Origin of the sequence: Nocardia puris, from assembly GCF_036051655.1 — a bacterium.
GTDB lineage: Bacteria > Actinomycetota > Actinomycetes > Mycobacteriales > Mycobacteriaceae > Nocardia > Nocardia puris.
This window is the reverse complement of the sequence record NZ_CP107943.1, coordinates 5,969,851-5,995,498: the sequence shown is the minus strand read 5'-3', so window position 1 is coordinate 5,995,498 and position 25,648 is coordinate 5,969,851. Positions and strand designations below refer to the sequence as shown.

Sequence of the window (25,648 nt, the reverse complement as noted above, 5' to 3'; positions counted from 1 at the left end):
TCGGTGTTCGATGCACCGCTGTCTCAGACCTCCGACTCGCACCCCGCACACGGACTGTCCATCCCGACCGGTACAGCAAACCATCCCGCGGCGGCGGGCGGTAGTCGAACGAAAATTCTCCACCGGGCGCGTGTCGCGTGCTGGCAATTTCTCGGCAAACGCGAGGCGGGGTGCCGGGGACACGCCCGGACCGTCGGAAAAGCTCCGGTTCGGCCGCTACGACCCCACGCGCTCGAGCTCCGCGCCGATCTCCGGCAATCGGTGGTCCATGCGATCGCGTTTGGCACGCAGGTACCGGATGTTGTGTTCGGTCGGGGCCGTCCGCAGCGGCACGGCGCGCGTCACCGCGATCCCGTGCGCCTCGAGCCCGCCGCGCTTGGCCGGATTGTTGGTCAGCAGACGCACGGATCGGATGCCGAGATCGGCCAGCACCTCGGCGCCCGCCCCGTAGTCACGCGCGTCCACGGGCAGGCCGAGCGCCAGATTGGCCTCGACGGTGTCGGCGCCAAGGTCCTGTAACTCGTAGGCGCGCAACTTGTTCAGCAACCCGATGCCGCGCCCCTCCTGCCCGCGCAGGTAGACGACCACACCGCTGCCCTCGACCGCCACGGCGCGCAGGGCGGCGTCCAGTTGGTCACCGCAGTCGCAGCGCAGCGACCCGAACGCGTCGCCGGTGAGGCATTCGGAATGCAGCCGCACCAAGGCGTCCTCCGGGCCGGGCTGTCCGAGCACGAGCGCCAGCGTTTCGACGCCGGTGGCCGCGTCGAGATAGCCGAGGGCGCGAAAATCCCCGTGCGCGGTGGGCATTCGCGTCTCGGCGACCCGCGCGAGCGTCCGCTCCGCGCGGCGGCGGTGCTCGATCAGATCGGCGATGGAGATGATCGGAAGACCGTGCGCGCGAGCGAATGCCAGCAGTTCGGGCAGGCGCGCGACCTCGCCGTCGTCGCACACGACCTCCGCGATCACACCGGCGGGCGGGAGTCCGGCCAGCCGGGTGAGATCCACGGCCGCCTCGGTGTGTCCGGGCCTGCCCAGCACGCCGTCCGGGTGGGCGCGCAGCGGGAATACATGGCCCGGCCTGGTCAGATCGGCGGGTGTGGTGGCGGGGTCGGCCAGCGCGCGCAGGGTCCGGGCCCGATCGGCCGCCGAGATGCCCGTGGAGACGCCGCGCGCCGCGTCGACCGACACGGCGTAGGCGGTGCCCTTCGGGTCCTCGTTCACCGCCGTCATCGGCGGCAGCGCCAGCCGGTCCAGCGCCTCGCCCGGCATCGGCGCGCACAGCACGCCGCTGGTGTGCCGCACCAGGAACGCGATCGCGGCCGGGGTCGCCGCCGCGGCGGCCAGCACGAGATCGCCTTCGTTCTCGCGGTCCTCGTCGTCCACCACCACGACCATGCCGCCCGCCGCGATCGCGGCGACTGCCGCCGGGATCGGGTCCAAGGTCCGTTCGTGTGCCATGACCACACCTCCTATATGACTATTAGAAATAGATCTAGTAGTCATAGGAAGGCGGTGTCCCGCTCAGCGGGCCGCGCCGCGCGCCTTGCCCTTGGCCGCCCGCTTCGGCTTGCGCTGCGCGGTCAGCTTCTCCACGTCGGCCAGCAGTTCCCGGGCGAGATCGCGCTCGGCCTCGTAGTGCCGCACGCACCAGCGCAGCACCGCTCCGGGATAGGCCCACTGCGGATTCTCTTCCGCGCCTTCGGCATCCACCTCGGCGAAGTGGCGCATGCGTTCCACGTTGGCGATGTGCTCGGTGAGGATCTCGCGCAGGCGTTCGGGCTCGGCGAGGTGGCCGAGCCAGGCGCGCAGCATCACCGTGTGCTTGAGCACGGGCGGTTCCACCGGCGCGTGGTTGACCCAGTGCGCCACGGCGTCGCGGCCGGTCTCGGTGATGGCGTAGACCCGCTTGCCGCGCACGCCGTCGTCCTGGAGGACGGTGCGCGAGCGCGCGTAGCCGTGTTTCTCCAGCCGTTTGAGTTCGGCGTAGATCTGGCTGAACGACGGACTCCAGTAGAAGAACTGGAGGCTCCAGTCGGCCCACTTCTTCAGGTCGTAGCCGGACAACTCGTCGGCGTGCGAGAGCATCCCGAGCACGGCCCAGCTCGTGGCGGGCAACTCGGGGATCGCGCCCACCGCGTCACGCTTGGCTTCGGTCACCACCGGACTATATCGCTCAGGCATATACCGGACGGTAACTTGCTGTCAACGCCAGCGCGCGTGGCGCGGGAACAGCGCACGGCCGGCTTCGTGCGAGACCTCGACGAGCACGCGGGCCAGGCGCGCGGTGTCCAGCGCCGGGCGTTCGGCGGTGACCCGCCCCGAGAGCGAGAGCGCCGCGATGGCCGCGCCCCGCCCGCGGATCGGCACGGCGACGCAGGAGACACCCGCCAGCGACTCCTCGTTGTCCACCGCGACACCCTGGCGGTTGCGCACCCGGTGCAGTTCGCGGTGCAGTTCGGCGCGGTCGCACACCGTGCGGGAGGTCAACTGGGGCAACCGATCCCGCAGCGACGCCTCCACGATGCTCGGCTCCAGCGTGGCCAGCAGCGCCTTGCCCAGCGCGGTGCTGTGCGCGGGCATCCGCCCGCCGAGGCGGGTCGGAATGGTGGCGGCCAGGCGCCCGCCCGCCTTGTCGAGATACAGCACCTCGCGCCCGTCCAGCACGCCGAGGTGGCCGACCATGCCGGTGCGCTGGCACAGATCGTGCAGCAGCGGGCTCACCACATCGCGAATCTCGTTGTGGTCGGCCACGAGTCCGCCCAGTTCGAGCGACCGCATACCCAGCCGGTACCCGCCGGGCGCGTGCGCGAGCCAGCGCAGGCGGATCATCTGGTCCAGGATGCGGTGCACCGTGGAGCGCGGCAGGCCGGTGCGCTCGGCCAGTCCGAGCAGGGTCAGGGTCGGCGTCGCGCCGTCGAAGGCGTCTAGGATCAGCGTCATCCGCTCGATCATCGACACCGGCGGCGGCGCCGTCCTGGCGGTCGCACGACCCGCTCCCGTCCACTCACCGGACTCGGGATGGGTCAACATCTCGACCGTCATGGGGCACCTCCATCATCTAGCGGGTCCAGCATAGAAGTATTTCGATTAGGAATGTGTGGTTTCGGCACACATTCCTGTGTCACCCATCACAGTGCCGTCCGCCCGGCCGGGGCGAATCCCGGAAACTACGGAGATCGGTACGGAACTCTCCCGGCAGCCGGAATCCGCGCTTGACAGCATCCGCGCGCCACCGCCTACCGTCATGGCGAAACGACATATTCCGAATCGAAATCTGGAGCACCATGACCGCCGCACCCGACTACAAGGCCGTCCTGGGCCGGTTCTGCACCGGTGTCACCGCGATCACCGCGCACAGCGACGGGCAACCGGTCGGCTTCGCCTGCCAGTCCTTCTCGGCGCTTTCGCTGGACCCGCCGGCCGTCGCGCTCTTCCCCGCCCGCACCTCCACCACCTGGCCGCGCATCCGGTCGGCTGGACGGTTCTGCGTCAACATTCTGGCCGACGACCAGCGCGAGGTGTGCCGCAGGCTCGGGCGCAGCGGCGCGGACAAGTTCGACGGCCTGGGCTGGCGGCCCTCGCCGAACGGCTCACCGCTGCTGGACGATTCGCTGGCCTGGATCGACTGCGTGCTCGAGCGCGAGGTGGACGGCGGCGATCACACCATCGCCATCGCGCGCGTCACCGGCCTCGCCGAACTGCGCGAGGCCGCTCCCCTGCTGTTCTACCGGTCCGCCTACGAGCGGCTGGCCGCCGTCTGACACCTCCCGATCAGTGGGACCGCGCCTACCGCGCGTCCCCGTGCGGACCGCAGCATCGAAAGGGTCCGGATCGGCATAGTCCTGAGCGAAACACCGTGGAGGAAGCGACATCATGAGCACGGCGAACACCGACGACCAGGTGCGCGTGATCGACACCGGCGCGCCCCCGGCCCGCTACGCGCGCGGCTGGCACTGCCTGGGACTGGCGCGCGAGTTCCGGGACGGCAAGCCGCACACGGTCGCCGTCTTCGGCACCGAACTGGTGGTGTTCGCCGCGTCGGACGGCGGCCTGCACGTGCTCGACGCCTACTGCCGGCACATGGGCGGCAACCTCGGCGACGGGACCGTGAAGGGCGACGCGCTGGCCTGCCCGTTCCACGACTGGCGCTGGAAGGGCAACGGACGCTGTTCCGGCATCCCGTACGCGCGGCGGGTGCCGCCGCTGGCGCGCACCCGCGCGTGGCCGACGCTGGAACGCAACGGGCAGCTGTTCGTGTGGCACGACCCCGAGGGCAATCCGCCGCCGGAGCACATCACCATTCCGGAGATCGAGGGCGCGGGCAGCGCGGGGTGGAGCGACTGGACGTGGAACCGCATCGTCATCGACGGCGCCAACTGCCGCGAGGTGATCGACAACGTGGTCGACATGGCGCATTTCTTCTACGTGCACTTCGCTTTTCCGACGTACTTCAAGAACGTCTTCGAGGGCCACGTCGCCAGCCAGTACATGACCTCGATCGGCCGCGCCGACGTACAGGGCGAGCTGGCCAAGGAGGCGGGCGGCGAGAACGTGCTGCACTCCGAGGCGCACTACTACGGCCCCTCTTACATGATCGACAACCTGGTCAACGAGTCCGGCGGGCAGCGCACCCGCGCGGTGCTGATCAACTGCCACTATCCCGTGACGCGCACGAAATTCGTCCTCCAGTACGGCGCGATCGTGGAGAAGTCGCCCGGTCTCACGCCCGAGGAGGCCGACGCGATGGCCCAGCGGTACGCGAGCAGCCTGGGGCGCGGGTTCGAGCAGGATGTGGCCATCTGGCGGCGCAAGACCCGCATCGACAATCCGCTGCTGTGCGAGGAGGACGGGCCGGTCTACCAGCTGCGCCGCTGGTACGAGCAGTTCTACCGCGATGCGGCCGAGGTGGACGAGAAGATGACGGCCCGTTTCGAATTCGAGGTCGACACCTCGCGCGCCGTCACCGCGTGGGAGGCCGAGGTGGCCGAGAACCTGGCCGCGCGGGCCGCGGGGGCGTGAGCGCGCCGTGGCCGCCGTCGACTGCCTGCGCTGCGGAAACCGCGTCGCCGTCGTGAAATTCAGCCCCGCGCACACCAGCGTGCAGTGGAGCGCCGCCGCCGCACGCTCGTGCGCCGAACTCGGTGACGGGCCGTCGCCGGGGTGCGCGGCGCTGCGGCGCAGCATCGACGGCGCGGTGACGGCGGGGGCGCTGGGGTTGAGTATGCGGGAGCAGGATCTGCTGTGAACGAGCGCGAGGAGCGAAACCGGCGCCGCCGCACCGTACAAAGGCCGCATCCCGGCGAGGAGCGGGTATGAGTCTGTCGCTGCGCATCGTGGAGGTCGTGCCCGAGACCGCCGACGCCGTGTCGATCCGGTTCGAACCGGTGTCGGGCGAGCTGCCGCCGTACCGCGCCGGGCAATTCCTGACGTTGCGTCTGCCGTGTGCGGAAGGCGCGGTGGCCCGGTCGTATTCGCTGTCCATCGCGCCGCACGAGGGAGGTCCGTGGCAGGTCACCGTGAAGCGGGTGGCGGGCGGGCGCGGTTCGAACTGGTTGTGCGACAACGCCGCCGAGGGTCTGGTACTGGAGTCGCTGCCGCCGGGTGGCGTGTTCACGCCCGAATCCGATGCCGAGGATCTGCTGTTGCTGGCGGCGGGGAGCGGGATCACGCCGGTGCTGTCGATCCTGAAGTCCGTGCTGGCCAACGGAACCGGGCGCTGCGCCCTGGTGTACGCCAACCGCGACGAACGGTCCGTGATCTTCGCGCGGGAGCTGGCCGCGCTCACGCAGGCCCACGCCGACCGGTTCACGGTGGTGCACTGGCTGGAGTCCGTGCAAGGACTGCCGACACCCGAGCGGTTGACCGCGCTGATGGCGCCGTGGTCGCGGCGGCCCGTGTTCGTCTGCGGCCCAGAACCTTTCATGGACGCGGTCGGGGTGGCCGCCGGCGCCCTCGGCATCGAGCGCGTGTGTTCCGAACGGTTCGTCTCGATGTCGGCGGATCCGTTCGCCGCGCTGTCCACGTCGGCCGACTCCGCCGCCGCTTCCGTCGAGATCGACGGCATCACACACGAATTCGCCTGGCCGCGCGAGCGCGTCCTGCTCGACGCCCTGCTCGCGCGCGGCGTCGACGCGCCCTACTCGTGCCGGGAGGGCGCGTGCAGCGCCTGTGTGTGCCGGGTGCGCGACGGTGAGGTGAAGCTGCTGCGCAACGACGTCCTCGAACAGGAGGACCTGGCCGACGGCTACGTGCTGGCCTGCCAGGCGGTTCCGGTCACCGACACGGTCCGGATCAGCTACGACTAGGAGAAACAATCCATGGGTGTGATCAGTTCACTCGGCTACGTGCGGGTCTCGGTGCGCGAGGCGGCGGCGTGGCGGGAGTTCGCGTTCGACGTGCTCGGCTTCGCCGACGGCGGCGGCACCGACACCCTCCGGCTGCGGATGGACGAGCGCAGCGCGCGGCTGGAACTCGTCCCCGGCGCGACCGACAGCGTGCTCGCCGTCGGGTGGGAAGTGCGGGACGGGCGGGCCCTGTGCGAGGCGCGAAACGCCCTGCGCGACGCCGGTATCGAGGTGAAGACGCTGTCGGTCGCCGAGACCGACGCGCTGCGCGTGGAGGAGGCGCTCGCGTTCACCGATCCGGCGGGCACGCCGGTGGAGATCTTCCACGGGCCGGTGCTCGACCATAGTCCCGTCGTCCCCAAGTACGGCAGCCGTTTCGTCACCGGGGGTCTCGGGCTGGGCCACGTGGTGCTTCCGGTGCCCGACCTGGACGAGGCGTTCCGCTTCTACACCGACGTGCTGGGTTTCCTGCCGCGCGGGGCGTTCCGGCTCCCCGCGCCGCCGGAGGCCGGGCCGATGCGGCTGCGCTTCCTCGGTGTCAACCCGCGCCACCACAGCCTCGCCCTCATCCCGGCCGGCGGGGCGGACGGGCCCGGTCTCGTGCACGTGATGGTGGAGGTGGACTCCCTCGACGATGTGGGCCGCGCGCTGGACCGCGTCACCGCCGCCGGCTACCACCTGTCCTCCACGCTCGGCCGCCACACCAACGACAAGATGGTCTCCTTCTACGTCCGCACCCCCGGCGGCTGGGATCTGGAGTACGGCACCGACGGCCTGCTGGTTGACGAAACCGCTTACACCGCAGAGGAAATCACCGCCGACAGCTATTGGGGGCACGCTTGGGCCCGGTGACCGGCCCCGATCACCCCGACACCCGCAGGGCGTCGTATAACCACCGATGCGCGGGTCCCGCGGTCTCGACCATCCCCGCCTCGGCGGTCAACGCCCAGTACCGGTCGAAACACGGGTCGTCGTGGGCCGAGGCGGCGAGCAATCGCCCGCGCAACGCGGGCAGGTCGGTGACGCCCCTCGCCGAGGGCGCGGCGCCAGAAGCGCACCAGGGTGTCGCGCGCGCCGGCGCCGTCCACGATCTCCGCCAGCAGGGCCAGCCGATCCCCTGCCCGGGCCGGGCCACCGCACCGTCGAGCAGCGCGCACCGCCATTCCAGCGCGCCGATCTCGCGTTCGATCTCGTGCCGCCGCCCGGCGAGGGCCCTCCACCCAACTGGAGTTTCTACGGCGACCGGGCGCCCGGTCGCGCTGGACTTCTTCGACGGTCCCGGGGTGGCGTCGCTGCGCGGCCGGTTCGACTGAACAAACTGGAACACGTTCTTGTCCGGACCGGTGGGCTGTGGGAGGGTGGACCCGTGGATCTCGCGGCCGTAGAAGCCATCCGGCAGCTGAAGTACCGGTACTTCCGGACTTTGGACCTCAAGGCGTGGACCGAGTTCGCGGACACGCTCACCGAGGACGCGATCGGGCGATACGGGACCCGGGCCCTCGGCGAGCCGCTCGTCCTCGACGGGCGCGCGGCCATCACCGCATTCCTACGCGAGAACCTCGGCCCCGACGTGATCACCGTTCATATCGCGAACCATCCCGAGATCACCGTCGACGGCGACACCGCCACCGGGTCCTGGGCCTTCGAGGACACCGTCCTCGCGACCGCCTATGGCGTGGAGATCCGCGGGGCGGGCTACTACACCGACCGCTACCGGCGCGAGGACGACGGCGTGTGGCGGATCGCCGAGACCGGGTACCGGCGAATTTATGAGGCCAGCCGCTCGCTCGCCGACACCCCGAGCCACCGGCTCCTGTCGAACATGTGGGCCGCTACCGACTGATCGGGCCCGCGCGACTCCCCCGTATCACCGTGCCCCGCATCGCAATCCGGGCGAAGTTACTCACGCGACAGCTTGCGAGCGCGACGAGAACACGCAATAGTCCCTTCGACACCCGACACGAAAGGTCACACGATGCCGATCCGGTTCCGTGGATTGCCGTCGCGCGCGTTCGCGCTCACCGCGGCCGCCCTGGCGCTGCTCGCGCCGACCGCCGCGGCCGACGAGGGGAACCCGCGCGCGTACGTGCCCGTCGCGGGCGACGGCTCCGTCGTGGTGGTCGACACCGTCTCCGACCGGATCGTGGGGCGCGTCGAGGGCGTCGGCCCGCACACGGCGTCGGTGGCCGCCGCCCGCGACGGGCGGCACGTGTACGTGCAGGCGTTCAACCCGCCGTTCCTCGGCGCCGACGACGTCGCGGTGGTCGACACCGCCACCGGCGAGGTCAGCGCCCGCGTGCCGATCTCCGGCACCGACGGCTTCACCGCTCCCCTCGCCGACCCGGTCCGCGACCTCGTGTACGTGGTGACCGCGTACCCGGCGATCGACGTGATCGACACGACCACCCACACGCTGGTGCGCTCGATGCCGCTGCCCGGTCTGCCGCTGGCCGCCGAGATCGCGCCCGACGGCAGCCGTCTCTACGCGGTGTTCGCCGACAGCACCGCCGCCGTCTTCGATCCGGAGACGGGATTCCAACTGGGCGAACGCATTCAGATCGACGGCTCCGCGCCGTCGGGCGCCGCCGTGTCCCCCGACGGCGGCACGCTCTACGTGATGAACGCGATCGGCGACAACGTGTCGGTGATCGACACCGCGTCCTGGTCCCGGGTCGGCGCCATCATGCTGCCTTCCGGTAGCGCGCCGGTGTCGGGCGCGTTCAGCCCGGGCGGCGACCGCCTGCTGGTCGCGACGCCCGGCGCGGACGCGGTGCAGATCATCGATGTCGCCGCCGGCGCGGTGACCGGTTCGGTGCCGGTCGACGCGCCCGTGTCGGTGGGCTTCACCGCCGACGGCGCCAAGATGTACGTCGGCAGCCTCGGCCCGCAGGCCGCGCCGCTGCTGCTGCCCGCCGCCGGTTTCGAGGTCACCTCCGTGCTGCAACCGATCCTGCGTGCGGCGGGCGCACCGGGCGCGCTGGTGCCGTTCGACGCGTCCGACCTGACGCCCGCGGGCGCGCCCATCGCCACCGGCGCGGGCCCGGGCGGGAGCGTGTTCACCGGCTGAGTGCAGTACGGCCCGGCCTCTCCCGGTAGTCGGCCAGAGGGTCGTGACTGACGAACCGTCGCCAGGCGAGCCCAGGGTTGTCCCGGCGACGACAGCGTGGCCCGGCGGCGATCCGGACCGCGGGATCCCCGGACGATTCCGGGCAGGGCCTAATCTCGACGGTGACCAGACCACCGAGGAGGCCGGGTGCCCGCACACTCCCTGATCGGCAGGGATCATCCGGCGGCGCTGCTGCGGGAGCGGTTGCGCCGCACGGTGTCCAGCCACGGCGGCGTGACGCTGGTGTCGGGTGAGGCGGGCATCGGCAAGACCGCGCTCGTCACCGAGGTGGTCGGCGAATTCCCCGCCGCCGACGCGCTCGTGCTCACCGCGACCGCCTGGTCCGGCGACGGCACGCCAGGACTGTGGCCGTGGGTCCAGATCCTGCGCGGGCTGCGGCGCGCGGGCTGGGCGCAGGTGGACGCCGCGCTCGCGCACCTGATCGGCGAGACCCACGCTCCGACGCCGCCCGCCACCCCGCTGTTCCGCCTCGGTGATGCGGTCACCGAGGCGCTGCTGGCGGCCTGCGCCGAGCGCGCGGTGTTCGTGGTGATCGACGATCTGCACGCCGCCGACGCGGCCTCCCTCGCACTGCTCGCGTTCGTCGCCCGGCACTCCTGGTTCGAGCGGATCGCGGTGGTCGCCACGGTGCGCGCCGCCGAGATCGACCGTCCGGATCACCCGTCGCACACCGCCTTCGCCGATATCGCGGCCACCGCGCACACGATCGAACTCGGCGGACTGGACCCCAGCGACACCGCCGCCCTCATCGCCGCGCTGACCGGCCAGGCGCCGCCGGAGCGGATCGCCGCCACCGCGCACGCCCTCACCGGCGGCAACCCGTTCCTGGTCGACCAGGTGGCGCGGCTGTGGCAGACCGGCAATCCCATCGACACCCTCACTCCCGGCGTGCGGCACACCCTCGAGGCCCGTCTGGCCCCGCTCGCGCCCGCCACCGTCGAGGTGCTCACCACCGCGGCCCTGCTCGGACGCTCCTTCGCGGTGCCTGCGCTCGCGGCCACGACCGACGCGGTCGGCCGGGTCGACTCGAGCCTCGACGCGTCGGGAGCGGTCGGTGCGGCCGCGAGCGGCGCGGCAGTGGTCGGTGCGGGAGCGAACGGTGCCGCCGCGTCCGACGCGGAGGTGGACGGCGCGCTCGCCGAAGCCGTCCGCGCCCGTCTGATCGTCGCGGAGCGCGACGGCCGCTACCGATTCGCCCACGACTTGATCCGCGAAACCTTGGGCGCACGAGCCGGTTCCGCCGGCTCGAGCGCCCGTCACGCCGCCATCCTGACCGCGCTCGAACGTCTCCCCCGCGCGGTGTCCGGCGCGACCGCGGCCGACCTCGCCCACCACGCCGACCTGGCCGGCGACGCCGTCGATCCCGAGCGCACGGTGCGCCTGCTGCTCGACGCCGCCGCCGATGCCTGCGGACGCCTCGCCGCGGCGGAAGTGGCCGGCCACTACGGCCGCGCGCTGGCGCTGCTCCCACCCGAGCGAACGGCGCTGCGCGACACCGTGATTCTCGGTATGGCGGCCGCCCAGCAGGACGCGGGAGAGCTCGGCGCCGCTCGCCGCACTTTTCATGCCGCGCTCGACGACGCGCGGGCACGCGGCGCCGCCGAGTTGTTCGCCCGCGCCGCGCTCGGCCTGCACGAACTCGGCATGCCGGACCCGGAGCGCGAGGGCCGCCGCGAAATCGCGCTGATGGACACGGCTTCCGGCATGCTGCGCGCCGAACGGCCGCCCGCCGACGCCTTGGCGGTGCGGGTGCGCGCGGCGGGTCTGCGGGTGCGCGTCCACACCGGATTGCCCTTCGACCGCACCGAGATCGAGCGCGACAGCGCCGAAACCCTCGCTCTGGCACGCGAATCCGAGGACCCGACCGCGTTGACGGCGGCGCTGTTGGCCCGCCACGATGCGGTGTGGCGGCCGGGCACGGCGCGCGAACGTCTCGCGCTGGCCGGTGAACTCGCCGTCGCCGACCCGCTCGACCGCGACGACACCGCCGTCCAGGCCGCACTGCTGCGGGCCACCGCGCTGCTCGAACTCGGCGATCCGCGCGCCCACGCCGAGCTGACCGCACTGGCCGCGCGCGCCGACCGTTCCGCGCAACCGCGCCATCGGTTCGTCGCGCGTTCCCGCACCGGGGCGCTGGCCATGCTGTGCGGCCGTTTCACCAACGCGCGCACCGACATCGACGAGGCCTACGCGCTCGGCGAGCGGCTGGGCGAGGTGGACCGGATCCCGCTGTGGCTCGAACAGCGGTGGGCGCTGGCACTGTTCACGGAGAACCTGTCCGACGCGGACGGCTTCCTGGCGCGCTACCGCGAACTCGCGGGCGACTACACGACGGTGCCCGAGGTGATCACCGCCGCGAACCACGGCGACATCGCGGGGGTCACGGCCCGGCTGGACGCGGTCGAGGCGATGTACACGCGGTATCCGGCACACTTCCACGCGGGCATCCTCGTCGCGCAGGCGCACGCGGCCGTGGTCGTGGCCGACGAGGGGTTACGAGAGACCGTGCGCGCCAGGTTGTTTCCGCTGCGGGAGTACTGGGCGGTGGTCGCGGGCGGCGGTGTGGTCTACGGCCCGTACGCCTATTGGCTGGGCCGGGTGTGCCAGGCGTCGGGCGATCCGGACGGCGCCGTCGAGCACTTCACGGCGGCCGCCGAGGCGGCGCACCGGCTGCGCGCCGACCCGTGGCGGAGCGCCGCCCGCCATCGGCTCCGGTTGCTGGCCCACCGACCCGGCCATTCCCTTGCCGCGCGGGAACCGCAGCTGGACAACGAGTTCCGCTTCGACGGCTCGGTCTGGGTGCTGCGGTTCGCCGGGCACACGGCGCACCTGTCCGACGCCAAAGGGCTGCGCGACCTGCACACCCTGCTCGGCCATCCGGGGCACGACATCTCGTCGCTGGAGCTGTTCGGCGCGCCCGACGCCGGGGTCGTGCGCGCGGCGACGAAGCTGGGCGCCGATCCGCTCCTCGACGACACCGCCAAGACCGCCTACCGGCACCGCCTGGACACCCTCGACGCGGAGATCGAACGCGCCCTCGCCCGCGGCGACGACGAGCGCGCGTCCCGCCTGGACGGCGAACGCGCCGCGCTGCTCGAGCAGTTGCGGGTCGCGGCGGGGCTGGGCGGGCGGACCCGCCGCCTCGGGGACGACGCCGAACGCGCCCGCAAAACGGTGTCCTCCCGCGTCCGCGACAGTCTGCGCCGGGTCGCGCGGGTCCACCCGGAACTGGCCGAGCACCTGCGCGCCGGCGTGGCGCTGGGCACGGTGTGCCGCTACCAGCCCGCGCGCGACGTGGCCTGGCGGCTCTGAATCGTCTCGCGCCGCTGGTTCCGATCCAGCGCCTTGTGAGTGACAGCGAAAGGAGCACGACCATGCGACAGCTGACACCGTCCCTCTGGCAGACCGAGACCCTCAGCCCGTTCCCGGGACTCACCACCAGCGCCTACCTGTGGACCTCCCCCGAGGGCAACGTGCTGTTCTACAACACGACGTTCCCGGCCGAGTTCGACCACATGGCCGAACTCGGCGGCGTGGCGCACCAGTACCTCAGCCATCGCGACGAGGTGGCGTCCTCCCTGGCCACCGTGCGCGAGCGGTTCGGCGCGCGGCTGCACATCCACAAGGCCGACGCCGACGAGGTCACCCAGACCACCGTCGACGACCCCTTCGACACCCGCCACACCGCCGTCGCGGGGCTGGAGGTGATCCCGACCCCCGGCCACACCCCCGGCAGCGCCTGCTACCTCGCCACCATCGACGGCAGGACCCACCTGTTCACCGGCGACACCCTCTTCCGCCGCGCCGACGGCCGCTGGATGGCGGGCTACATCGAGGGCCACAGCGACCGCGAACCCCTGCTGGCCACCCTCGACCTGCTGGCCACCCTCACCCCCGACGTGGTGGTCTCGAGCGCGTTCATGGGCGACACCGGCGTCACCACCCTCGGCGACCGTCCGTGGGCCGACTGCGTCGCGGAGGCCCGCACCGCCCTGCTGGCGTCGGCGTAGGGGCGGTCCAGCGGCCGGAGCGGTCACCCACGCCCGCTCCACGAGCCGGCGCGCGGACACGTCCGCGGTTCGCCCCGCCGTCCTGGACGGGCCCGGGTCGGCCGTGGACCCGGCGGTGCCGTAATCGGTGGACGACGGGCGAGCGGGGCAGCATGCTCGGGGGATGACCTCGCTCGCGCCCGATGAATTCCGCTCCGAGACGATCTATCTGAACACGGCCTCGCACGGGCTGCCGCCCCGGCGGTCGCTGGCGGCGGTCGCGGAGGTGACCGAACGCTGGGCGGCCGGGCGCGGTGCGCCGATGAGCAGTGATCACCTGGTGCCGGAGTTCCGCGCGGCCTGTGCGCGGCTGCTGGCTGGGGCGCATGCCGATCACCTCGCGATCGGCGGCGGGGCGGCCACGCTGATCGGACCGGTCGCGGCCGCGCTCGCGCCCGGCGCGGAGGTGCTGGTGGCGAAAGGGGAATTCGCCTCGGTCACCATGCCTTTCGTGCATCGGGGTGATCTGGTGGTGCGAGCGGTGCCGCTGGAGAAGCTGGCGGCGGAGGTGCGGCCGGGGACCGACCTGGTGGCGGTGAGCGTGGTGCAGTCCGCGGACGGGCGGGTCACCGATCTCGCGCCGTTGCGCGCCGCGACCGAGGCGGCCGGGGCGCGCCTGCTGGTGGACGCCACGCAGGCGGCCGGGTGGTTGCCGTTGCGGTTCGCCGACGCCGACTACTGGGTGTGCGCGACGTTCAAGTGGTTGCTCGGCGCGCGGAGCGTGGCGTTCTTCGCCGCGGCGCCCGAGGCGGCCGCCGCGCTGCGCCCGCTCGCGCCGAGCTGGTACGCGGCGCGCGATCCGTGGGCGGAACTCTACGACCCGATCGCCCTGCCCGACACCGCCCGCCGCTTCGACGCGACGCCGGACTGGCTCGGCGTGGTCGCCGCGCACGCGGCCCTCGAACTGCTCGAGGAGCTGGGCATCGACCGCGTGCACGCGCACAACCTCCGCCTGGCAAACCAGTTCCGCACCGGACTCCGCGACCTCGGATTCGACCCTGTCCCAGGCGATTCCGCGATCGTCGCGGTCCCGGGCGCCGGTGATCTCGCGCCCCGGCTGGACGCGGCGGGCGTGGTCGCGTCGGCGCGGGCAGGCGGGCTGCGGTTCGCGTTCCACCTGCACAACGACGACGCCGACGTGGACCGGGCATTGAACGCACTGGCGGGCTGAGCTGGGCGGCGGTCACGTCGGCCGCCACTATTCCGCCGCCTCCCGCCCCGGCCTCGTCGCCGGGGCCGTGATCAGGGGGAGGTCGAGGGCGGTGCGGATGCCGGGCGGGGCCGCTACGACGGCGGGGACCACGTTGACGACGCGCATGGCGGTGGCGAGCAGGGTGGCGAAGTTGTGGTCGCCGCGCGGGCTGGAGGTGACGAGATCCAGTGCGTAGCAGGGGTCTCCGGTGATCTGGACGCGGTAGCAGCCCTCCGGGTGGGCGGGCTGGGGCCAGTCGGGGCGCAGATCCGGACGCAACCGCGTGACGTGCTCGAGCACGGTGACCACCCGGTCCCCGACCATGCCGCGCACCTCGAAACGCAGTGCGGCGGCGGTGCCTTCGGCGATGTGCCCGGTGGCGATGTCGAACGCGTCGGGGGCGGGCACCCGCTCGTAGGTCTCGGTGACGGCGTCGAGGGTGACGCCGATGCCCGCGGCCAGCTGGCGCACCACGCTGCCCCACGCCAGCGACAACACGCCGGGCTGCAACAGCATCGGCGTCTCGTCCATGGGCTGCCCGAAGCCCATGATGTCGAACATCACGGCGCGGTTGTCGTAGCTGGCGTAGTCGACGATCTCCACGCAGCGCAGCTCATCGATGCGCAGGCAGGTGCCCGCCAGCGCGAGCGGCAGCAGGTCGTTGGCGAAGCCCGGGTCGATGCCGTTGACCCACAGCGACGCGTTGCCCCGCGCCGCCGCCTCCTCGACCGGTTTCAGCAGGTCGTCGGGCAGCACGCCGTACGGGTATTGGAAGAACACCGGTGCGCACGCCACCACGTTGATACCCGCGGCGAGGAACCGGCGCAGGTCCTCGAGCGCCTCCACGAGGCGGTTGTCGGTCATCGAGCAGTAGACGACGCAGTCGGGACGCGACGCGATCAGCGCCTCGGCGTCGGTGGTGGCGGCGACGCCGACGGTCTCGTCGAGCCCCGCGAGGGTGCCCGCGTCCACGCCGTTCTTGGCGGGCCCGGACACCCACACGCCGGCCAGTTCCAGGTCGGGGTTGGCGAGGATGCCCGCCAGAGCGTGGCGGCCGACATTGCCGGTGCCCCATTGCACTACGCGAAAAGTCATGTCACAGGTCCGGTATCGGGAGGTCGAGGTTGGGAGAGATGAGCCCGCCGTCGGGTTCGAGCACTTTGCCCGTGAGATACCCGCCGGCCGGGGAGACGAGATAGAGCGCCGCGGCGGCGATGTCCTCGGGCGCACCGAGCGTGTGCAGCGGCGTCTTCGCCTCCAGTTCGCCGCGCATCGCGTCGTTCGCGGCGACGATCTCCAGCGCCGAGGTGCGGATGGAGCCCGGCGCGATCGCGTTGACGCGGATACGGGGATTGAGATCGAGCGCGGCCAGGCGGGTGTAGTGCGCCAGCGCCGCTTTCGCGGTGCCGTACGCGGCGAACGCGCGACCGGGCAGCCTGCCCATGGTGGAGGTGATATTGAGGACCGATCCCCCGCCCGCGGTGGCCAGGATGTGCGGCACCGCCGCGCGCACCAGGGCGTGCGCGTTGACCACGTTGAAGGTGAACGCTTCACTCAGCATCTCCGGCGTGGTGTCCAGCAGCGGGCAGGGCAGCGCGCCGCCGACATTGTTGACCACGATGTCGAGGCGGCCGAACCGTTCCACCGCCGCGCCGGCCAGCGCGGCCGCGGCGGCCGGATCGCGCAGGTCGGCGGGTACCACGTGTGCGTGGCGGCCGGTGGTGGCGACCTGCTCGGCCACGTCCTTCAGTTCGCTCTCGGTACGGGACGCGATGAGCACGTCGGCGCCCGCCTCGGCGAAGGCGACGGCGATCGCCCGCCCGAGCCCGCGCCCGGCGCCGGTGACCACCGCGACCTGCCCGTCGATCCGGAATCTGTCCAGGATCATGTGCGCTCCGATCCGCGCCGGGGTGCGGCGCGCGTCGCTCTCGGCGCGGTGCCGACCCGGATCACTGTCGAATATTCGACACCGCTTGTTCTATATTCGACATCGTAGGGTCCAGAAGCACACCGGCACAAGGGGTCGCCATGCCTGATATCGCGTCCGCGCGCTCACCGTCGCCGCCGACGCGGCGGGTAGTCGAGATCGTCGGGCTGCTCGCCGCGCGTCCCGGACCGAGGACGGTGGCGGGGATCGCCGAACAGCTCGGCATCGCCCGCGCGACGGCCACGGCGGTGCTCGCCGAGCTGGAAGCGGCGGGCTGGGTGGTGCGGGTGCCCGAGCGCGGCTATCGCCTCGGTCCCGGGTTTCTCGCGCTGACCTCCGCCCCGCTGCCCGGCGCGGTGGGCGACGTGCTCACCGCGCTCGCCGAGCGCACCGGGTGCGGCGCCACGCTCAGCCGCATCGAATCCGAGCACCTCACCGTGCTCGACGTGCGGCAGGGCCCGGACCGCGCGATTCCGGGAATCCCCGTGGGACATCGCATTCCGTTGCGTTTCCCGGCCGGGGCGGCGGTGATGCCGTGGCGCGCCGCCGCCGAGCAGAACGCCTGGCTGGCGACCGCCGCGGCCGCGGACCGGCGCACGGCGAGCGCGTTGCTGACGCTGGTCCGCCGTCGCGGGGTCGCGCTGTTCCGCCCGACCTCCGACGACGCCGGCCTGGTCGCCCTGCTCGCGGATCTGCTGTCAGCGGCGGGAACCGAACTGCTGCAACCGAATCTGCGCGCGCGGGCGCTGCGCCAGCTGGCCGCGCTCACCGCCCGCCCGTTCACCGCCGCCGAACTCGACGCCGACGCCGACCTCCCGCTCAGCTACCTCGCCGCCCCGGTCTTCGACGCCGACGGCGCCGCCGCCTACGAGGTCCAGCTCGGCCCCCTGCGCCCCACCACCACCCGCGCCGAACGCGACGGTTTCGTGAGGGCGACGCTCGACGCGGCGCGCGCGCTGACGGAGACGTTGACCGCGCGGGACGGGTGAAGGAGAGCCCGACGCAGGGGCCGCGATGGATCTGCCCCGGCCCGAGCGGAGGACCTCGCCTGTCTGGGGCGAACACGCCGGCTCAGCGCGTTAGGCGCACCGCCCGGATGTCCGCGGCGTCGATTCCCGTGGCGGGCGACCGCGCGCCGGGAAGCGCTCGGGGTCGGGTACACGCGGCAGTCAGCCGCCCAGCGGCTCGTACAAGATGATCGACCACACCGCGCCGGAGTCCACCACCACGCGACGTTCGTGCGGACCGGTCACCGGATCACCGACGCGAATTCCCGCCGCTCGCAATCGATCCAGGATCTCGTCCAGACCGGACACCTTCACCGACAGTGCGGCACCGTCGTTCTCACGGTCGGTGCCCGCGACCATGATGCGGGCCGGGCCCACGTCGAACTGGGCCCAGCGATCATCGTCGACGAATGTCGGTGGCGCGCCGAGCACCGCCTCGAGCAAGCCCACGGTCGCGAGCAGGTTCTCCGCGGGCAGGATCGTGCCCACGCGCTCGATGCTCATCACACCCCCAGTGCCCGGCGCAGCACCGAGAACAGCCCCGCCACCGCCTCTTTCGCGTCCGGCAGGTGGTCGGCCATACTGACGAAGCCGTGGAACTGCCCCGCGCACCGCACGATCTCGGTGTCGACCCCCGCGGCACGCAACCGCGCACCGTAGGCCTCGCCTTCATCGCGCAGCGGATCGCATTCGGCGGTCAGGATGTACGCGGGCGGTAGGCCCGAAAGGTCCTCCGCCAGTACGGGTGCCGCGTACGGGTCGGCGGTCGCACCACCGGGGCCCAGATATTGCTCCCAGTACCAACGTAAGTGGGCCGCCGTGGTGAAGTGGTCGTCGGCGTATTCCCGATACGAGTCCGTGTCGCACGACGGATCGAGCATCGGATAGATCAGCGCCTGAGACGCGAGCGTCGGGCCGCCCCGATCGCGCGCCATGAGCGCCGTCACCGCCGCGAGATTCCCGCCGGCACTGTCGCCCGCCACCGCGATCCGCGCCGGGTCACCCCCGATCTCGGCGGCGTGCGCGGCGACCCACCGCACCACCGCGTAGGCGTCCTCGGCGGCTGCCGGAAACCGGTCCTCGGGCGCCTGCCGGTAGTCCACCGACACCACGACGGTCCCGACACCGTTCGCCAGCGTCCGGCACAGCCGATCGTGACTGTCCAAGCCGCACAACGTGAATCCCCCACCGTGCAGGAACACCACGACCGGCAGATCACCTTCGCGCGACTCACGCTGCCCACCGTCATCCCCCACCGGCCAGTACACCCGCACGCGGACCTCCGACCCACCCGGCAGCCCTGGCACCGTCCGATCCACCACGGCCCCCACCTCGATAGGCTCCAGCACCGGGCTGGGCCGGGCAGCCAGCATCCTCCGCGCCTCGGCCGCGTCGAACACCTCGGTGCCCAGTTTCGGGAACGCCGCCGAGGCCAGGTCCACGATCACCCGCGCTTCCGGTTTCAACACGTCACCACCTCCCGAGAGCGAATTCCATTACCGGGCCGCTCATCTCACACCTCGCTCGGCGCGGCATGCCGTCCCGCCGACACGGCTGATCCGTTCGACTGCGCGCGGAAGTGCGGGATCACCGTCTCACCCCAGTGCCGGATCGTCTCCAGGCACACCTCCTGCGGCACGGTGCCCATCTGGATCAGGCACAGGATCTCGTCCGCACCCGCCTCCCGCAGCCGCTCCACGTAGGCGATGGCGTCCTCGGGGCGCCCGTAGGCGTGTTCGACGTTGAACACCGAGGTCGCGCCCGGCTTCACCGGGATCTTCGCCTCGTGCAGGTACGCCACGTGCTCCTCGGCGGCCTGCTGGATCGCCGCGACCTCGTCCACCGACCGGTCCACCGCCTCGTCCGGCACCGGGCCCGCGCCGTACCAGTGCTTGATCGACTGGGCGAAGAACCGCTGCCCGCGTGCGCCGATCTGCTGCGCCCGCTCCCGATCCTCCAGCACCACGGTCGGGCACAAGGCCGCGAAATGGTCGTTGACCACGGTAGAGACAAATTTCTCCCCCGTGCGCGCGGCGATCGCGCGATCGTAGGTGCGGCGCAGCTCGGCGATCTCCTCCACGCCGGCGAAACCCAGCACCAGCGCGCCGATGCCGTAGTCCGCGGCCAGCTGCAGGGTCTCCTTCTTGGTGCACGCCATGAACAGCGGCGGGTGCGGCAGCTGGACGGGGCGCGGCAGCAGTGGATGCGGGTCGATGTCGAGAAGCTCACCGTGCCACTCGAATTCGCCCTCCGGGTCCTGCCACGCGCGGCCGATGATGCGCAGCGCCTCCTCCACCTCCTGGTAGGTGCGCTCCGGATCGACCCCGCACATGGACGTCTCCTGCGGTGTCGCGCCACGGCCCGCGCCCAGGTTCACCCGCCCGTTGGAGAGCACGTCCAGCATGGCGGCGCGCTCGGCCGCCCGCACCGGGTGGTTGAAGTTGAACGGCATGCACACCACGCCGTGACCGAGTCTGATCCGCTCGGTGCGCGCGGCGACCCAGGTCAGGAAGATCTCCGGCGCGCTCATATGCGCGTACCACTTGAGCCCGTGGTGCTCGACCGCCCACACGGTGTCGAAACCCATCTCCTCGGCGAGCACGGCCTGCGCCACGCAGTCGCGCAGCACCTGCCGCTCGTGCGCCGCCGACGGATCGGTCATCTGCGCCTCGAAGATCATCGAGAACTTCATGCGTTCCTCCACATCTGACTATGCCTAGTAGAAATATTTCCGATGCTGAGGTGGAGGTCAGGACCATGTCTCGCTGGATGGGACTGCGCCGGGGCGGACCGGACCCGCGGCCATAGCGTCGAGTCGAACCCCAGAGAAAGGAAGGTCCGCGGTGAGTCGACTCGAAGGCAAGGTCGCGCTGGTCACCGGAGGCGCGCGCGGCATGGGCGCGGCCCATGTGCGCCGCTTCGCCGCCGAAGGCGCGCGGGTGGTGTTCGGCGATGTGCTCGACGAGGAGGGCGAGAAGCTGGCCGCCGACCTCGGCGATAACGTCCGGTTCGTCCACCACGACGTGACCAGCGAATCCGGTTGGGACACCGCGGTGTCCACCGCGCGGGCGGAGTTCGGCAAGCTCGACATCCTGGTGAACAACGCGGGCATCCTGAAGTTCAGCAGCATCGCCGAGATGACGCCGACCGAGTTCACCACCATCCTCTCGGTCAACGTGACCGGCGCGTGGCTGGGCATCAAGGCGGCCGCGCCGGCGATCATCGCGGCGGGCGGCGGCGCGATCGTGAACGTCTCCTCGGTGGAGGGCTTCATCGGGGCGGCCGGCCTGTCCGCCTACAGCGCGAGCAAGTTCGCGGTGCGCGGGCTCACGAAATCGGCCGCGCGCGAACTCGGCCCCCGGGGTGTGCGCGTGAATTCCGTGCATCCGGGCGGGATTTCGACGCCGATGACGGCGCGGGTCGCCTCGGAGGTCGGGGGTGACGCGTTCTTCTCCACGCTGCCGATCCCGCGCTGGGGCCGGCCCGAGGAGGTCACCGAGGCGGTGCTGTTCCTCGCCTCCGACGGCGCGAGCTATTGCAGCGGCGCCGAGGTCGTCGTGGACGGCGGCATGCTGACCGGCGCCGGATACTGAGCGGGAGTGCGGATGTCGCAGCAGCAGGACCGCGCGGCGGTCTACGACGTGGTGGTCGTCGGCTCGGGCGCGGCGGGGATGACCGCCGCGCTCACCGCCGCCTATCGCGGCCTCTCGGTGGTGCTGATCGAGAAGAGCCGGTCGTTCGGCGGGTCGACGGCGCGTTCCGGCGGCGGGGTGTGGATTCCCAATAACCCCGTGCTGGTGCGCGAAGGCGTGCCCGACAGCGCGGAACTGGCCCGCACCTACCTGAAAGCGGTGGTCGGAGACCGCGTTCCGCACGCGAAACAGGACGCGTTCCTCACGCACGGGCCACGCATGATGACCTACCTGTGCGCGCGGACGCCCCACCTCGAATTCGTCTACGACCGTGGGTATTCCGACTACCATCCGGAACGTCCGGGCGGTCTCGCGCAGGGACGCAGCATCGAACCGGCGGTCATCGACGGACGGCTCCTCGGCGCGGATCTCGCGCTGATCAACCGGCCCACCATGTCGGGCCCGAAGGGAATCGCGTTCACCGTCAGCGACTTCCACGACCTGAACATGATCGCCCGCACCTGGCGCGGCAAACGGACGGCGCTGAAGGTCGGCGCGCGGGCGGTGCTGGACCGGGTGCGCGGCAGGCAGCCGCTGAGCCTGGGCAAGGCCCTCGTCGCGCGGCTGTGGCTGGCGCTGCGCGACGCCGGGGTGCCGGTGTGGTTGAACACGCCGCTCACGGAACTGCTCACCGAAGGCGACGCGGTGGTCGGCGTGCGCGCCGAACGCGACGGCGTGCCGATCACGCTGCGCGCCCGGCGCGGAGTCGTGCTGGCGGCGGGCGGGTTCGAGCACAACCTCGCCTTGCGCGAGCGCTTCTTCACCGGGCCGGTGAGCACCGAGTGGACCGTCGGCGCCACCGAGAACGTGGGCGAGGGCATTCTCGCGGGCGAAAACGTGGGCGCGGCACTGGATCTCATGGACGACGCCTGGTGGGGTCCTTCCGTGCGCAATCCGGACGGACCGCCGTTCTTCTGCCTGGCCGAACGGTCCCAGCCGGGCGGCCTCATGGTCAACGCGGCCGGGGAACGGTTCACCAACGAGTCCGCCAGCTACGTCGACGTGGTGCACACCATGTACGAGCGGCACGCCACCGGTGTCGGGCACGTGCCCGCGCACTTCCTCATGGATCAGCGGTTCCGCGACCGTTACCTGTTCCTGGGAACCTTTCCGCGCCAGCCGATTCCGCAGAAGTACTTCGATGCCGGGATCATCAAGAAGGCCGGCACGCTCGCCGAACTGGCCGGGCTGATCGGCGTGCCCGCCGCGACGCTGACCGCGACGGTGGAGCGCTTCAACGGCTTCGCCCGCGCGGGCCGCGACGAGGATTACGGCCGCGGCGAATCCGCCTACGACCGCTACTACGGCGATCCGACGGTGCGCCCGAATCCGTGCCTCGCGCCGCTGGAGAAGCCGCCCTACTACGCCGTGGAGATGGTGCCGGGCGATCTCGGCACCAAGGGCGGACTGGTCACCGACGAGCACTCCCGCGTGCTGCGCGCCGACGGCGCGCCGATCGCGGGACTGTATGCGGCGGGCAATAATTCGGCCGCCGTGATGGGCAACAGCTACGCGGGCGCGGGCGCCACCATCGGCCCCGCCATGGTGTTCGGCTACATCGCCGCCACCCACCTGGCCGCGCACGCGGCCCGGGCACCCGAGGACAGGAGCGGAACATGGGCAGGGTGAGCGACCGGACGGTCCTGATCACCGGTGGCGCGCGCGGGATGGGTGCGGCGTTCGCGCGGCGGCTCGTCGAGGAGGGCGCGTCGGTGGTGATCGCCGATGTGCTGGCCGAGGAGGGCGCGGCCGTGGCCGCCGAATTCGGGGAAGGGGCGCGGTTCGAACCCCTCGACGTCACCGACGAGGCGGCGTGGCAGGCGGTGGTCGAACGGGCCGAGAGCGCCTTCGGGCCCGTCTCGGGCCTGGTGAACAACGCGGGCATCGTGCACGTCGATCCGATCGAGAAACTGTCGGAAGCCGACTACCGCAAGGTGATCGACGTCAACCAGGTCGGGGTGTTCCTCGGGATGAAGGCGGTGCTGCCGTCCATGCGCCGGGCGGGTGGCGGGTCCATCGTGAACATCTCCTCCATCGGCGGGATCATCGCGTTCAGCGGGATTCTCGGGTACGTGGCGTCCAAGTGGGCGGTGCGCGGGATGACCAAGGCGGCCGCGCAGGAGTTCGGGGCCGACGGGGTGCGGGTCAACTCGGTGCATCCGGGGGTGGTGGCGACCGATATGACGGCCACCTCCGAGCGGTCGCAGGGGATGGTGCACGATCAGCCGCTCCCCCGCGCCGCGACCGCGCGCGAACTCGCCGATCTGGTCCTGTTCCTGATCTCCGCCGAGTCGGGGTATTGCACCGGCGCGGAATTCGTCGCCGACGGCGGCTACACCACCCGATGAACCGAGGACATCCGTGAAGAACTTCCAGGACAAAGTCGCCGTCATCACCGGCGCGGGCGCGGGAATCGGGCGGGCACTGGCTCTCGAATTGGCCGGTGTCGGTGCGCATCTTGCGCTCTCGGGTCGCAATCTCGAGAACGTGGCCGAGACCGCCGCGCTGTGTGAGAAGGCCGGTGCGCGGGCGCGGGCGTATCAGCTCGACGTGACCGATCGTGCCGCCGTCTATGCGCACGCCGACGAGGTGCGGGCCGACTTCGGACCGGCGAATCTGCTGGTCAATAACGCCGGGGTGTCGCTCACCGCCACCGTCGAGGAACTCAGCTGGGAGGACTTCGAATGGATCGTGAACATCAACTTCTGGGGTGTCATGCACGGCACGAAAGCCTTTCTGCCGCAGGTGATCGCCTCCGGTGACGGGCATATCGCCAACGTGTCCAGCATGTTCGGTCTCGCCGCGTGCCCGAGCCAAGGCGCCTACAACGCCACGAAATTCGGCATCCGCGGCTTCACCGACGCGCTGCGCCAAGAGATGCGCATCGCGGGCCACCCGGTCGGCGTGAGCAGCGTGCACCCCGGCATGGTACGCACCGGCATCGCCTGGAAGGCCCGCGCGGGCGGCGACCGCGACCGCGACGCGCTGGCCGCGAATTTCGACCGCCTGGCCCGCACCACCCCCGAAGCCGCCGCCAAGACCATCCTGCGCGGCATCCGCCGCGACAAGGCCAAAATCCTCGTCGGCGCCGACGCCCGCGTCATCGACCTCCTCCCCCGCCTCCTCGGCTCCGGCTACCAGCACGTCATCACCGCCCAGATGCGCAGAGAGGTGAGCTGAAGCCCTGGTAGCGTCGGCGGAAGCAGGCTCGAGCCCGTGGCGTACGCGTGGCCGCACGGGCAGTCGATCGTCCAGTTCGGCCCGCGGGGCTGCTGCCGTGCTCACCGAGCCGGGGGTAGGTGGTGCCGTGATTTCCGGCCCGGCACTGTCGTCGGTCGCCCCTCCGCCGAGCCCCTACCGAGCTGCCGAGTTCGACGGGCGGCGCCGCCCGAGCTGATTCCCACAGCCCGAGCAGGCCCGTGCCGCACCCCTCGCGTGGCACGGACCTACCCGATTCGACGTCCTCGCGCGAGGACATGCCGGGCGCCTCGAACAGTTCGCGCACTTCGACATTCGCGTCGAGCGCGGCGTTGCGGCGCGTGGGTAGTGAGCCGCGAGTCGCCGCCAGGCACGCAGAAGTCGTCATCCAGGCCGACCTCGCCCGAGCCTCGAAGTGGTTCCGGGGCAGTGGGCCGATGCCGCAGGCGTCGGGTGTTCACACCGTGTCCGGGGTGCGGAGGCGGTCGGCCAGCAGGGCCGTGCCCGGTCCGGACAGGTGGGGTAGGGCGGCGGGGCGGCCGGTGAGCAGTAGAAGCAAAGGCGTTATGGGGCCGGTGATTTCGAGTCCCTTGCCCACCGACCAGTCGGTGTCGGTGGCGCGCAGGCGCAGGCCCTTCAGGCGGTGTTCGGCCCAGAAGGGCCAGCCCATCGTCCAGACCCGGGTGGCGGCGGTGGCGGCGGCGCGGGCGGGGAGCTCGATCGTGCGGCCGAGCGGGATCGCGATGTCCTGGCCGTGCACCATCACGTCGAAGAAGATATTGCGATAGTTGGTCACCGCGGGCAGAGTGCGCGAGGACGCCGTGGCGCGGATCTCGGCGGCCAGGTCGCGGCCCGGCTCGTCGGCGTAGCGGACCGCCACGTCGTGGTTGAGGCGGTGAAAACGCCCACGGGCGCGCCAGCCTTCGCGCACCATGTCGGCCAGACCCGGCGGCTGCGGCGCGAGCGCCAGGTGCGCCGCCACATCCCGCACGCGCCAGCCCGCGCACAGGGAGGGCACGTCCCATTCGGCGGGCGTGAGCTCGTCCAGCAGGTCCGCGATGACGAGGCGCTGCCATGCGACGACCCGCCACTGCCCGGCACGGTCCATCGTT

Annotated in this window: 25 protein-coding genes; 15 read left to right on the top strand and 10 right to left on the bottom strand. The window is 71.7% G+C overall.

The genetic code is table 11. From position 1 onward, the window contains the following. Positions 1–216 precede the first annotated feature (216 nt). The 3 genes from OHB21_RS27755 to OHB21_RS27745 form a co-directional block, all read right to left on the bottom strand. Positions 217–1,458: a bifunctional 3,4-dihydroxy-2-butanone-4-phosphate synthase/GTP cyclohydrolase II gene (locus OHB21_RS27755; protein ID WP_195124153.1), complete on the bottom strand. Its 1,242-nt coding sequence runs from the start codon at positions 1,456–1,458 to the stop codon at positions 217–219. 63 nt (positions 1,459–1,521) lie between these two features. Beyond that, complete coding sequence (locus OHB21_RS27750; RefSeq protein WP_067502429.1) at positions 1,522–2,181, bottom strand: PadR family transcriptional regulator; 660 nt, start codon at positions 2,179–2,181, stop codon at positions 1,522–1,524. Positions 2,182–2,202: 21 nt separating this feature from the next. Further along, a complete protein-coding gene (locus OHB21_RS27745; RefSeq protein WP_067502431.1) occupies positions 2,203–3,042 on the bottom strand; it encodes an IclR family transcriptional regulator in 840 nt (279 codons plus the stop codon). Positions 3,043–3,284: 242 nt separating this feature from the next. Between OHB21_RS27745 and OHB21_RS27740 the strand changes: the two genes are divergently transcribed. From OHB21_RS27740 to OHB21_RS27720, 5 genes are all read left to right on the top strand, one after another. Continuing rightward, the gene (locus OHB21_RS27740) at positions 3,285–3,761 is read left to right on the top strand and encodes a flavin reductase family protein (RefSeq protein WP_195124152.1); all 477 of its coding nucleotides are present in this window, start codon (positions 3,285–3,287) and stop codon (positions 3,759–3,761) included. Between the two features lie 112 nt (positions 3,762–3,873). Next, positions 3,874–5,019: a Rieske 2Fe-2S domain-containing protein gene (locus OHB21_RS27735; protein WP_195124151.1), complete on the top strand. Its 1,146-nt coding sequence runs from the start codon at positions 3,874–3,876 to the stop codon at positions 5,017–5,019. Positions 5,020–5,026: 7 nt separating this feature from the next. Continuing rightward, positions 5,027–5,245, top strand: coding sequence for a hypothetical protein (locus OHB21_RS27730; RefSeq protein ID WP_067502436.1), 219 nt, complete (start codon positions 5,027–5,029; stop codon positions 5,243–5,245). Between the two features lie 67 nt (positions 5,246–5,312). Beyond that, the gene (locus OHB21_RS27725; RefSeq protein WP_195124150.1) at positions 5,313–6,305 is read left to right on the top strand and encodes a ferredoxin--NADP reductase; all 993 of its coding nucleotides are present in this window, start codon (positions 5,313–5,315) and stop codon (positions 6,303–6,305) included. 12 nt (positions 6,306–6,317) lie between these two features. Further along, on the top strand, positions 6,318–7,196 hold the full coding sequence (locus OHB21_RS27720) for a VOC family protein (protein WP_195124149.1): 879 nt from the start codon (positions 6,318–6,320) through the stop codon (positions 7,194–7,196). Between the two features lie 10 nt (positions 7,197–7,206). Here the strand turns inward: OHB21_RS27720 and OHB21_RS27715 are convergent, their stop codons facing one another. Further along, the gene (locus OHB21_RS27715; protein WP_195124148.1) at positions 7,207–7,671 is read right to left on the bottom strand and encodes a hypothetical protein; all 465 of its coding nucleotides are present in this window, start codon (positions 7,669–7,671) and stop codon (positions 7,207–7,209) included. Between the two features lie 39 nt (positions 7,672–7,710). Between OHB21_RS27715 and OHB21_RS27710 the strand changes: the two genes are divergently transcribed. The 5 genes from OHB21_RS27710 to OHB21_RS27690 all read left to right on the top strand — a co-directional run bounded on the left by OHB21_RS27710 (position 7,711) and on the right by OHB21_RS27690 (position 14,691). Next, positions 7,711–8,187, top strand: a complete 477-nt coding sequence (locus OHB21_RS27710) for a nuclear transport factor 2 family protein (RefSeq protein ID WP_067502446.1) — start codon at positions 7,711–7,713, stop codon at positions 8,185–8,187. Positions 8,188–8,319: 132 nt separating this feature from the next. Then, positions 8,320–9,411, top strand: coding sequence for a YncE family protein (locus tag OHB21_RS27705; RefSeq protein WP_067502448.1), 1,092 nt, complete (start codon positions 8,320–8,322; stop codon positions 9,409–9,411). Between the two features lie 186 nt (positions 9,412–9,597). Further along, entirely contained in the window at positions 9,598–12,783 is a 3,186-nt protein-coding gene (locus OHB21_RS27700; protein WP_195124147.1) for an ATP-binding protein, read from the top strand. Between the two features lie 62 nt (positions 12,784–12,845). Beyond that, the gene (locus tag OHB21_RS27695) at positions 12,846–13,481 is read left to right on the top strand and encodes an MBL fold metallo-hydrolase (protein WP_067502452.1); all 636 of its coding nucleotides are present in this window, start codon (positions 12,846–12,848) and stop codon (positions 13,479–13,481) included. Between the two features lie 163 nt (positions 13,482–13,644). Beyond that, on the top strand, positions 13,645–14,691 hold the full coding sequence (locus tag OHB21_RS27690; RefSeq protein WP_067502455.1) for an aminotransferase class V-fold PLP-dependent enzyme: 1,047 nt from the start codon (positions 13,645–13,647) through the stop codon (positions 14,689–14,691). Positions 14,692–14,718: 27 nt separating this feature from the next. Here the strand turns inward: OHB21_RS27690 and OHB21_RS27685 are convergent, their stop codons facing one another. Both OHB21_RS27685 and OHB21_RS27680 read right to left on the bottom strand, forming a co-directional pair. Beyond that, positions 14,719–15,807 carry an NAD(P)H-dependent amine dehydrogenase family protein gene (locus OHB21_RS27685; RefSeq protein ID WP_195124146.1) on the bottom strand — a complete coding sequence of 363 codons (1,089 nt, stop codon included), beginning with the start codon at positions 15,805–15,807 and terminating at the stop codon, positions 14,719–14,721. Between the two features lies 1 nt (position 15,808). Continuing rightward, positions 15,809–16,600, bottom strand: a complete 792-nt coding sequence (locus OHB21_RS27680; protein ID WP_067502460.1) for an SDR family oxidoreductase — start codon at positions 16,598–16,600, stop codon at positions 15,809–15,811. Positions 16,601–16,740: 140 nt separating this feature from the next. Between OHB21_RS27680 and OHB21_RS27675 the strand changes: the two genes are divergently transcribed. After that, complete coding sequence (locus tag OHB21_RS27675) at positions 16,741–17,628, top strand: MarR family transcriptional regulator (protein WP_195124145.1); 888 nt, start codon at positions 16,741–16,743, stop codon at positions 17,626–17,628. 180 nt (positions 17,629–17,808) lie between these two features. Here OHB21_RS27675 and OHB21_RS27670 read toward each other — a convergent pair whose 3' ends face one another. The 3 genes from OHB21_RS27670 to OHB21_RS27660 are packed head-to-tail and all read right to left on the bottom strand — an operon-like array spanning position 17,809 to position 20,338. Next, a complete protein-coding gene (locus OHB21_RS27670; protein ID WP_067502464.1) occupies positions 17,809–18,150 on the bottom strand; it encodes a VOC family protein in 342 nt (113 codons plus the stop codon). Then, positions 18,150–19,115 carry an alpha/beta hydrolase gene (locus OHB21_RS27665; RefSeq protein ID WP_324191945.1) on the bottom strand — a complete coding sequence of 322 codons (966 nt, stop codon included), beginning with the start codon at positions 19,113–19,115 and terminating at the stop codon, positions 18,150–18,152. The genes OHB21_RS27670 and OHB21_RS27665 overlap by 1 nt, the downstream gene beginning before the upstream one ends. A 44-nt stretch (positions 19,116–19,159) precedes the next feature. After that, positions 19,160–20,338: an LLM class flavin-dependent oxidoreductase gene (locus OHB21_RS27660; RefSeq protein WP_195124144.1), complete on the bottom strand. Its 1,179-nt coding sequence runs from the start codon at positions 20,336–20,338 to the stop codon at positions 19,160–19,162. Between the two features lie 151 nt (positions 20,339–20,489). Here OHB21_RS27660 and OHB21_RS27655 point away from each other — a divergent pair, with 151 nt between their 5' ends. Genes OHB21_RS27655 through OHB21_RS27640 form a run of 4 tightly spaced genes read left to right on the top strand, consistent with a single transcriptional unit; the run spans position 20,490 to position 24,518 of the window. Beyond that, the gene (locus OHB21_RS27655; protein WP_067502470.1) at positions 20,490–21,239 is read left to right on the top strand and encodes a glucose 1-dehydrogenase; all 750 of its coding nucleotides are present in this window, start codon (positions 20,490–20,492) and stop codon (positions 21,237–21,239) included. Between the two features lie 12 nt (positions 21,240–21,251). Continuing rightward, positions 21,252–22,967 (top strand): 3-oxosteroid 1-dehydrogenase, encoded by a 1,716-nt coding sequence (gene kstD, locus OHB21_RS27650; protein WP_067502473.1) that lies wholly within the window; start codon positions 21,252–21,254, stop codon positions 22,965–22,967. Continuing rightward, positions 22,955–23,686: a glucose 1-dehydrogenase gene (locus OHB21_RS27645; protein ID WP_195124143.1), complete on the top strand. Its 732-nt coding sequence runs from the start codon at positions 22,955–22,957 to the stop codon at positions 23,684–23,686. Before kstD ends, OHB21_RS27645 begins: the two co-directional genes overlap by 13 nt. Positions 23,687–23,699: 13 nt before the next feature. Further along, positions 23,700–24,518, top strand: coding sequence for an SDR family NAD(P)-dependent oxidoreductase (locus tag OHB21_RS27640; RefSeq protein WP_067502496.1), 819 nt, complete (start codon positions 23,700–23,702; stop codon positions 24,516–24,518). 475 nt (positions 24,519–24,993) lie between these two features. On the opposite strand, the gene OHB21_RS27635 is transcribed toward OHB21_RS27640, so the two are convergent. Continuing rightward, positions 24,994–25,644, bottom strand: coding sequence for a maleylpyruvate isomerase family mycothiol-dependent enzyme (locus OHB21_RS27635; RefSeq protein WP_067502498.1), 651 nt, complete (start codon positions 25,642–25,644; stop codon positions 24,994–24,996). Positions 25,645–25,648 lie beyond the last annotated feature (4 nt).